The sequence below is a fragment of the Meiothermus sp. CFH 77666 genome, from assembly GCF_017497985.1.
Taxonomy (GTDB): Bacteria; Deinococcota; Deinococci; order Deinococcales; family Thermaceae; genus Meiothermus.
On sequence record NZ_JAGDFV010000054.1, the window covers coordinates 1 to 8,013 of the forward strand.

The 8,013-nt window shown below is 63.6% G+C and carries 8 protein-coding genes and 1 pseudogene; 3 read left to right on the forward strand and 6 right to left on the reverse strand.

Annotated features, from left to right (window positions below; all coding sequences use genetic code 11):
• Positions 1–301: 301 nt before the first annotated feature.
• From J3L12_RS16340 to J3L12_RS16350, 3 genes are read right to left on the reverse strand one after another with little or no spacing between them, the layout of a single operon-like run.
• A complete protein-coding gene (locus tag J3L12_RS16340; RefSeq protein ID WP_243455336.1) occupies positions 302–1,588 on the reverse strand; it encodes an ABC transporter permease in 1,287 nt (428 codons plus the stop codon).
• Positions 1,585–2,298, reverse strand: a complete 714-nt coding sequence (locus J3L12_RS16345) for an ABC transporter ATP-binding protein (RefSeq protein WP_243455337.1) — start codon at positions 2,296–2,298, stop codon at positions 1,585–1,587. The genes J3L12_RS16340 and J3L12_RS16345 overlap by 4 nt, the downstream gene beginning before the upstream one ends.
• Positions 2,295–3,641, reverse strand: coding sequence for an efflux RND transporter periplasmic adaptor subunit (locus tag J3L12_RS16350; protein ID WP_208016114.1), 1,347 nt, complete (start codon positions 3,639–3,641; stop codon positions 2,295–2,297). Before J3L12_RS16350 ends, J3L12_RS16345 begins: the two co-directional genes overlap by 4 nt.
• Before the next feature lie 321 nt (positions 3,642–3,962).
• Here J3L12_RS16350 and J3L12_RS16845 point away from each other — a divergent pair.
• The 3 genes and pseudogenes from J3L12_RS16845 to J3L12_RS16360 form a co-directional block, all read left to right on the forward strand.
• A pseudogene (locus tag J3L12_RS16845) lies at positions 3,963–4,139 on the forward strand (transposase); the annotation flags it as partial.
• 105 nt (positions 4,140–4,244) lie between these two features.
• A complete protein-coding gene (locus tag J3L12_RS16355; protein WP_208016115.1) occupies positions 4,245–4,805 on the forward strand; it encodes a YeeE/YedE thiosulfate transporter family protein in 561 nt (186 codons plus the stop codon).
• Between the two features lie 3 nt (positions 4,806–4,808).
• On the forward strand, positions 4,809–5,291 hold the full coding sequence (locus J3L12_RS16360) for a DUF6691 family protein (protein ID WP_208016116.1): 483 nt from the start codon (positions 4,809–4,811) through the stop codon (positions 5,289–5,291).
• A gap of 49 nt (positions 5,292–5,340) precedes the next feature.
• Here J3L12_RS16360 and J3L12_RS16365 read toward each other — a convergent pair whose 3' ends face one another.
• From J3L12_RS16365 to J3L12_RS16375, 3 genes are all read right to left on the reverse strand, one after another.
• Complete coding sequence (locus tag J3L12_RS16365) at positions 5,341–6,000, reverse strand: tRNA (adenine(22)-N(1))-methyltransferase TrmK (RefSeq protein ID WP_208016117.1); 660 nt, start codon at positions 5,998–6,000, stop codon at positions 5,341–5,343.
• Positions 5,981–7,171, reverse strand: a complete 1,191-nt coding sequence (locus J3L12_RS16370) for an anion transporter (protein ID WP_208016118.1) — start codon at positions 7,169–7,171, stop codon at positions 5,981–5,983. Before J3L12_RS16370 ends, J3L12_RS16365 begins: the two co-directional genes overlap by 20 nt.
• A gap of 232 nt (positions 7,172–7,403) precedes the next feature.
• The gene (locus J3L12_RS16375; RefSeq protein WP_208016119.1) at positions 7,404–7,835 is read right to left on the reverse strand and encodes a GNAT family N-acetyltransferase; all 432 of its coding nucleotides are present in this window, start codon (positions 7,833–7,835) and stop codon (positions 7,404–7,406) included.
• Positions 7,836–8,013 lie beyond the last annotated feature (178 nt).

Genomic DNA, 8,013 nt, shown 5'->3' on the forward strand with positions numbered 1-8,013 from the left:
CCAATCGTGGGAGATTGATTCGGCATGAAAGCCATCAGCCAGACCGCTACAGCTCTGGTTATGGATGGACACCAGCATCGCTTCCAGGTACGTCGCCAACGGGGTTATACGCATCTTGGGGTCTCCTATGCTGTCAGAAGACCCCTATTCTATCGCCTTTTTTTCTGGGTTGCGTAACTTGAGTATGAGGTGACGACTTACCCTTGGCTCAGGACGTTCCGGCTTGCGACATGAGACCTGCGACCTGGGATCGCGTAACCTCCACCCCACTGAACGATGGCGGATGGCTAGGGGCTTTCGGCTACTCGTACCTTAGCGACTCCACCGGGTCGAGCCGGGCGGCCCTCGAGGCCGGGTAGTAGCCAAAGAAGACCCCCACCGCCACCGAAAACACAAAGGCCAGCACCATGCTGAAGGGGTCGAAGACCGGGGTCACCCGCAGCAGTTGCCCCACGCTGCGGGCCATGGCCAGCCCCAAAAAGATGCCCAGGATGCCGCCCCCCACCGAGAGCACCACCGACTCCACCAGGAACTGGGTCAGGATGTCGCGGGGTTTGGCCCCCAGGGCCTTGCGGATGCCAATCTCGCGGGTGCGCTCGGTCACCGAGACCAGCATGATGTTCATGATGCCAATCCCGCCCACCAGCAGGCTAATCCCGGCCACCCCGCCCAGAAAGAGGGTCATGGTCTGGGTAACCTGGTTCACCGAGGCCAGCGCGTCGGCCTGGTTCTGCACGCTAAAGTCGTACTCGCTGGGGTCGCTCACCTTGCGGCGCTGGGCCATGAAGTCGGTCAGCTCTTGCTGGAGGCGGGAGAGCGAGTCCTTGTCGGGGGCCTGCACATAAATGGCGTTCACCCTGGGCTCGCCGGTGCTGCTGCGGGCAAGGCGCTGAAGGTAGGTGGAGAGCGGCACCATCACCTGGTAGTTGGGGCTGGCAAAGCCCGAGTCGCCCTTGTCGGGCAGCACCCCCACCACCGTGAAGGAGATACCCGCAATGCGCAGGCGCTGGCCGATGGGATCCTGGCCGCCGAATAAGTCCTGGGCGATGCCGTAGCCAATCACCGCCACCCGCCTGCGGCTCTGGACGTCGGCCTCGCTGAAGAAGCTGCCCTCGGCGGGCTGGGCGTTGCGGACGCTGGCGTAGTCGGGCCAGGTGCCAATCACGGTGGCGTTCAGGTTGGCGGCCCCCACCTTGAGCTGCTGGTTGCTTTGCAGGGCGGGCGCCACCCCGGCCAGGCGGCCCGCGAAGGCCGCCCTGACCGCCTCGGCATCGGCCAGGGTGATGGTCTGGGGGCCGCCAAAGCGCACCAGGCCAAAGCCCCCACCGCGCCCCCCGGTAGCACTCCCGATGGTAAGCAGGTTGGTGCCCAGGCTTTGCAGCGAGCGGGTGATGTTGGCGGTGGAGCCCTGGCCCACCATGGTCAGGGCCACCACCGCCGCCACCCCGATAATCACCCCCAAGGTGGTCAGAATAGAGCGCAGGGGGTTCCCCAGAATGGCCCGCCAGGCAATGCGAAACACCTGCCAGGGGTTCATGCCCGCCACGCGGGAGCGTACTTTTTTGGCAGGCGGTAGCGCCACGCTCATGCAAACCCTCCCACGGGGCGCTTGCGGTGGGGGTTGGGGCCGTCCGACTCGATCTGCCCATCGCGAATGCGCACGATGCGCCCGGTGTACTCGGCGATGTCGGCCTCGTGGGTGACCACAATCACGCAGGTGCCCTCGTCGTTGAGCTCCTGAAAGAGCCGCATCACCTCGGCAGCGGTTTTGGAGTCGAGGTTGCCGGTAGGCTCGTCGGCCAGCAGGATGGAGGGGCGCATGGTCAGGGCCCGGGCCACTGCCACCCGCTGCTTCTGGCCCCCCGAAAGCTGCGAGGGCAGGTTTTTGAGCTTGTCCCCCAGCCCCACCTTTTGCAGCACCTCCACGGCCCGCTCGCGCCGTTCTTCGGGGCCGTAGCCCGCGTAGATGAGCGGCACCTCCACGTTTTCCAGCACGTTCAGGCGCGGCAGCAGGTGAAAGGCCTGAAAGACAAAGCCGATCTCCTGGTTGCGTACCTCAGCCCGCTCGTTTTCGGTGAGGGTGGTCACGTCCTGTCCGGCCAGATGGTAGCGGCCCTCGGTGGGCCGATCCAGCAGGCCGATAATTTGCATCAGGGTGGTTTTGCCCGAGCCCGAGGGCCCCATCAGGGCCACCATCTCGCCCTGGCGGATCTCCAGCGAGACCCCCTTGAGGGCCTCGAACTCGAGCGCCCCCGTTTTGTACACCTTGCGCACCTGCTCGAGCGCGACCACCGTCATCGCCCACCTCCCGGAGGGGCCCCCAAGGGCAGGCGCAGACCGCTCTGCCCGCTTTGATTACTGCTCGACGGCGCCCGGCTGGGCAACACCACGGTCTGGCGGGGTTCCAGCCCCTCGCGGATCACCTGGTTCACCCCGTCGTCGGGCCCCAGCACCACCCGCACGGTTTCCTTGCTGCCGTCGGGCTGGAGCACATCCACATAGGCCCGGTTGCGCACGGTCTGCACGGCCCGCTTGGGGATGGTGAGGGCGTCCGGAATCTCCTCCAGGATAATTTCCCCTTCGGCGCTCATGCCGGGCCGCAGCTTGCGCTCGGGGTTGGGGATGTTCACGGTCACGTAGAAAAAGGCGATGTTCTGCTGAATCTGGGCCTTGGGGGCAATGGCCGTAACCTTGCCCTCAAAGGTTTCCCCGCTGAAGGCATCCAAGCTCACCTCGACCCGCTGGCCCACCCGCACCCTGGCAATCTCGCTCTCGTCAATCTGCACCGGCAGGTTCACGCTGGAATCGTCTATCAGGGTGAGCAGGGCGGTGCTGTTGCTGACCGTGGCCCCCACCCCGATGCTGCCCACCTGGGCGTTCACTTCGGCCACCACGCCATCGAAGGGGGCGTAGATTTTGGTATTGGCCAGGTTTTCTTCGGCGTTTTTGACCTCGAGCCGGGCCTGCTCCACGGCTATCTGGGCGTTGCGCAGATCCTGGGCATTGGCGCTATTGCGCAGCGAGAGGGCCTGGCGGGCGGTGTTCAGGTTGACCTGGGCCATTTCCAGGCTGGCCTGGGCTTTGGCGTAGGCGTCGCGGGCGCTTTGCAGGCTCTGGGCGCTGGCGCCCCCCAGCTCATAGAGCTTCTGGGTGGCCTGGAGGTTGGCGCGGGCGGCCTCGAGGTCGCGCCGAGCATTGGCATAGGCCACCTCGGCGCTGGCGATGTTCTGCCGGTTGGTGGCCTGGGCGCTGGCCTGGTCGGCCCGCAGCTTGTCCAGGTTGGCCTGGGCCTTTTGCAGGGCCAGCCGGGCGTTTTCCAGGGCGCGGGTGTAGTTGGTGGGGTCGAGCTGCACAATAAGCTGCCCCCGCTGTACCCGGTCGCCCACGGTGGGCAGCTTGAGCACGGTGCCGTTGACGGCGGGCTTGACCGCAAGGGACTGGGCAGCCTCGAGGGTGCCCGGCCCCGAGACCGAGACCCTGAACACCCCCCGCTGCACAGTAGCGGTCTCCACCGTGGGGGTGCTGGCCGGGGTCGCCTTGGGCCGGAGCAGCACATACGCCGCCACCCCCAGCCCCCCCACCACCAGAGCCGCCAGAAGCCAGAGCCAGGGTATGCGCATGCGTGGACGGGAACGGGTCATATTCACCCCTCGATGTTCCTCTAGCATAGCCAAAGTTCGGTGTATGGAATGCGAAGGTTTGATGAAGATGAGCTACTTCCCTCGCTTCTACCCTTGTTTTGCCAAACTAACCCAAGTATGGTTGTGAATCAGGATGTTCTGAAAGCCAACAATCTGTTTGGCGGCGTTAATGGGTGCGTTGGGTTCAATCTTGAGCAGTTGGGTTATGGCCTCGCCAGCAATGCTCAACTCAAAACTTGCGCTTATCCATCCCGCGCATACCTATGCCTGGGGGGGAACACTTGAAAAGGGCCGCCGGGTTCCCTTCAGATGAAGGGTTCTATGCCACAAGCGGCCCACTCCTTACTCTGCACCATCCTGACCCTCATGCTAACCCCCCACCTCCGGGAGTCCCTCAAGGCCCTGCTGTTCCTCCTTCTCACGGGTCAGGGCAAAGCCAGACCCCAGCACAGCCAGACCGAATCCCCCTCCCCTATCTCCCGCTTCCTGAACCGGTACCAAGTTTTGAGTCAACTGTCGAATCTGAAGTTTTCTACGCCTCGAGGTTCTTTTTTGCGGATTAGTTTACAATCTTTGTCAGCTTTTCCTGGATGATAGGGTTCTATGGAATGGCTCACCCAGCCCTGGCCCTGGTACGTGGCGGGCCCCCTGATCGGCCTGACCGTGCCCCTGCTACTCCTGATTGGCAACCGGCGCTTTGGCATCTCCTCCTCGCTGCGGCATCTCTGCGCGGCCCTGGGTAGCCGGCAGCCCTTTTTCCGCTACAACTGGCGGGCCGAAAGCTGGAACCTGGCTTTTGTGCTGGGCATCGTGCTGGGGGGGTTTGTGGCCGGGGTGCTCTGGGCCAACCCCAACCCGGTAGCGCTCAACCCCCAGACGGCCCAGGCCCTGGCGCAGATGGGGGTTTCGGCGGACTCGGGCTTTTTGCCCAGGGAACTTTTTTCCTGGCAAGCGGTGCTGAGCCTGCCGGGGGCCTTGTTTTTGCTGCTGGGCGGGTTCTTGATTGGTTTTGGGGCCCGCTGGGCGGCAGGGTGCACCTCGGGGCACTCCATTACCGGGCTGGCCGCGCTACAACTGCCTTCGCTGCTGGCCACGCTGGGCTTCTTTGTGGGAGGGCTGATATCGGCCCACCTGCTGCTGCCCTGGCTGCTTTCCTGGAGGTAAAACATGGCCCTGCTCCGTTCCGACGAGTTCAAGGTGGAGACCACCGAACAAGCCAGGCCCCTCCAGGGCCTGCGGGCCTACCTGCCTTATCTGCTGGCGGGCGCATTTTTTGGGGTGGTGGCCATTCGCTCCGAGATTGCTTCGTGGTACCGCATCTACGAGATGTTCCGCTTCGAGTCGTTTCACATGTACGGCGTTATCGGCAGTGCGGTGCTCACCGCAGCGCTCTCGCTCTGGTTGCTGCGGCGGCTGGGGGTCAAGTCGCGCGAGGGGGAACCCCTGAGCGTCCGTCCGCCCGATCCGGGCCGCTACCGCTACATTCTGGGCGGGGTGGTGTTTGGGCTGGGCTGGGGGCTGGTGGGTGCTTGCCCCGGGCCCATTTACGCCCTGCTGGGCAGTGGGTATGCGGGTGCGTTGCTGATTTTGCTGGGGGCGCTGTTGGGCACGTACGTGTACGGTGTGGTGCAACCCCGGTTGCCTCATTGAGGAAGGCTTGTGGCGTGTGGCTCGTGGCCTGTGGGGAGTGGGGGAAATTTTACGCTCCTAAGAGCGTCAGGGCCTGCCCCAGCACCTCGAGTTCAGCCCGGACTTTCTCTACCTGGGCCAGCTTTTGCAAATACTGCTGCCGCTCTTGCAGGTCGGTCTTGAGCAAGGGGTGCTGGGCTTTGAGCAGCAGCGGCCCATAGCGCAGGGCCGGCTCGAGCGGCAACCCCGCATAGGCCGTACAAGTACCGCGCTGTAGGGTAAGGATGCCATAGCGCCAGAAGCCCTCCACCATCTGTTCGTTCACCAGGGCAAACCCAGCAGAAAGCGCCCAGCGGCGCAGGGGCTCGGGGCTGTCGTTGGGCTGGAGCACCAGGCGGGGGGGCAGCCGGGCCGGGTGGGCCGAGAGGATGCGAACCATAAGCCGGGCCCCCATCCCGCACAGGCTCAGTGAGTCGGTCTCACCCGCCTGCAAGGCCGAAAGGCCGTCGCCCAGGCGCACCTCGGCATTCAGGCCCGTAAGGGCTCGCCTCGAGTTCTCCCAGGGCTGCGGGTTTTTCTCCACCACAATTACCCGCCCTACCCGCCCGGACAACAGCAGGTAGCGGGGCAAAAGGGCGTGGTCGGCGCCAATATCGGCGTGGGTAGGGGCCCTTATTTCCTGGGCCACCGCCATCAGACGGGGCTCGAGGCTAACGGTAAATCCAGCCATAAGCAATCAGCAATGTAACCAGCGTGAGGGGCAGGCCAAAGCGCAGGTGCTCCAGAAAACTCAGGTGGTACCCCTCGCGCCGGGCAGCCTCGGCCACAATCAGGTTGGCCACCGAGCCCAGGAGGGTCAGGTTGCCCGCCAGCGTCGAGGCCGCCGCCAGCAGAAGCCAGCCCTGGGTCTCGCCGGCGGGAATCAGGGGGTACAACAGCAGCACCGCCGGTACGTTGGAAATCAGGTTGGACAAAAGCACCGTCACGCCCGTCAGGCCCGGCGCGGTAGCGGCTAAGGGCTCGAGCAAAGCCAGAACGCCCAGCTCCTTCACGGCGGCCGTCACCATAAACAGCCCCGAGAACAGCACCAGCAATTCCCAGTCTACCCGCATAAAAAAGCGCTCGGAGCGAATCCGGCGGCTCCACAAGAGCAACCCGGCGGCAATCAGCGCGGCCTGCGCCAGGGGATAGCCCAGCAGGAAAGCCGCCAGCAGGGCCAGGGTAATCCAGAGGCCCTTGAACAAGAGGGCCCGGTTGTAGCGAAAGCGCAAAGGCGGCAGGGGCGGCAGGGGCTTAAGGGAGCGCAGGGCCGGGTAGAAAAGATACAGGAGCCCCACCTGCACCAGCAGGCCCAGCAGGGCCACCGGGGTCAGGGCGGCGGCAAAGTCCAGGTAGCCGATGCGGGAGAGGCTCCCCACCACAATGTTCTGGGGGTTGCCGGTCAGGGTGGCCACGCTGCCCAGGTTGGTGGCCCCGGCCAGGGCCAGCAGGTAGGGCACCGGCGGCAGCCCCAGGGTGCGGGTCAGGGCCAGCACCAGCGGGGTGAAAAGGATGGCGATGGTGTCGTTGAGGAACAGGGCCGAGAGCAGGCCGGTGCCAAAGGTCAGCCAGACCAGAAGGCCCAGGGGCGAGCGGGCCAGGTGCACCAGCCAGTTCAGTACGAGCTGAAAAAACCCCGCATAGGCCAGGTGGGTGTTGAGCACCATCACCCCAAACAAGAAGCCCAGGGTATGGGGCTCGAGGGCCCGCCAGGCCTGCTCGAAGTCGAGCACCCCCAGCACAATCAGAAAAGCCGCGCCGGTGAGGGCAATGGCCGCCCGGTTCATGCGGTAGCCCGGCCAGTAGCCCAGGCCCAGGCCCAGGTAGGTCAGCAGCAAGACGGTGTAGGCGAGGTACTCCATGTGTTCATCCTAGAGCACAAAGCGGAAGCATAAAGCACCACCGGCGTGAGGGCTTTGGGGTTGGCAAGTAGTGCCATACCCAAGAACAAACACACACTTATAGGGATAGAGCGCTCTTCACTTATTTTGAGCCGCCTGACTTCAAAATGCGTTGTCTTTTAGAAAACAGTGGCTGCCCAGATGGGAAGCTACGTCTGTAAAGAGGGCGATAAAGTCAGAGGTAAGCTGTGAATCAGGCCTCCCTCGAGGCCACCACACCCTTCCACTCGGTAGATGAAGCCGACCAGGCCCGCAAAACCGGGCGTTGTTTCAGACCAAATCGCTCGAAAAAGCCGGCGTTCTCCTCGAAGCCCAGCACCCAAAGCGAGGTCGGAGCAAGATGGTTCAAAAAGGTTCGCATCAGGGCAGTGCCAATACCACGGCCCCGGAAGGCGGGGTGCACCAGCAGTACGTCCAGATGTGTGCTGGAAACCCCGTCCGAAAAGGCCGAAAGGTAGCCCACCAGCCGCTTTTGAACTCGAGCCTGCAATACCAGATCGGCTTTTTCAATGGCCGTTTTGACCATTTCGGGCCGGTATTCCAAAGCCTTGCCCCAGCCGCTGTCTTCGTACAGCGCAATGAGCTCCTCGGGCTGAAGATCTTCAGCTCCTATTCGAATATCCATGAACTCATAGTAAAGCCCTCTCCACGCAAGGGGTAGGGCTCCGGTTGCTTTCAGGCTTTTATCATAATCACATATGAAAGCTGTCTCCATCCCCAGTCCGTTGCCGTATCTAGCCCAGATACCCGATTCCCGCGAGTACTTGAAAACCCATCATCGCTGGCAAGACCTGCTGCTGATC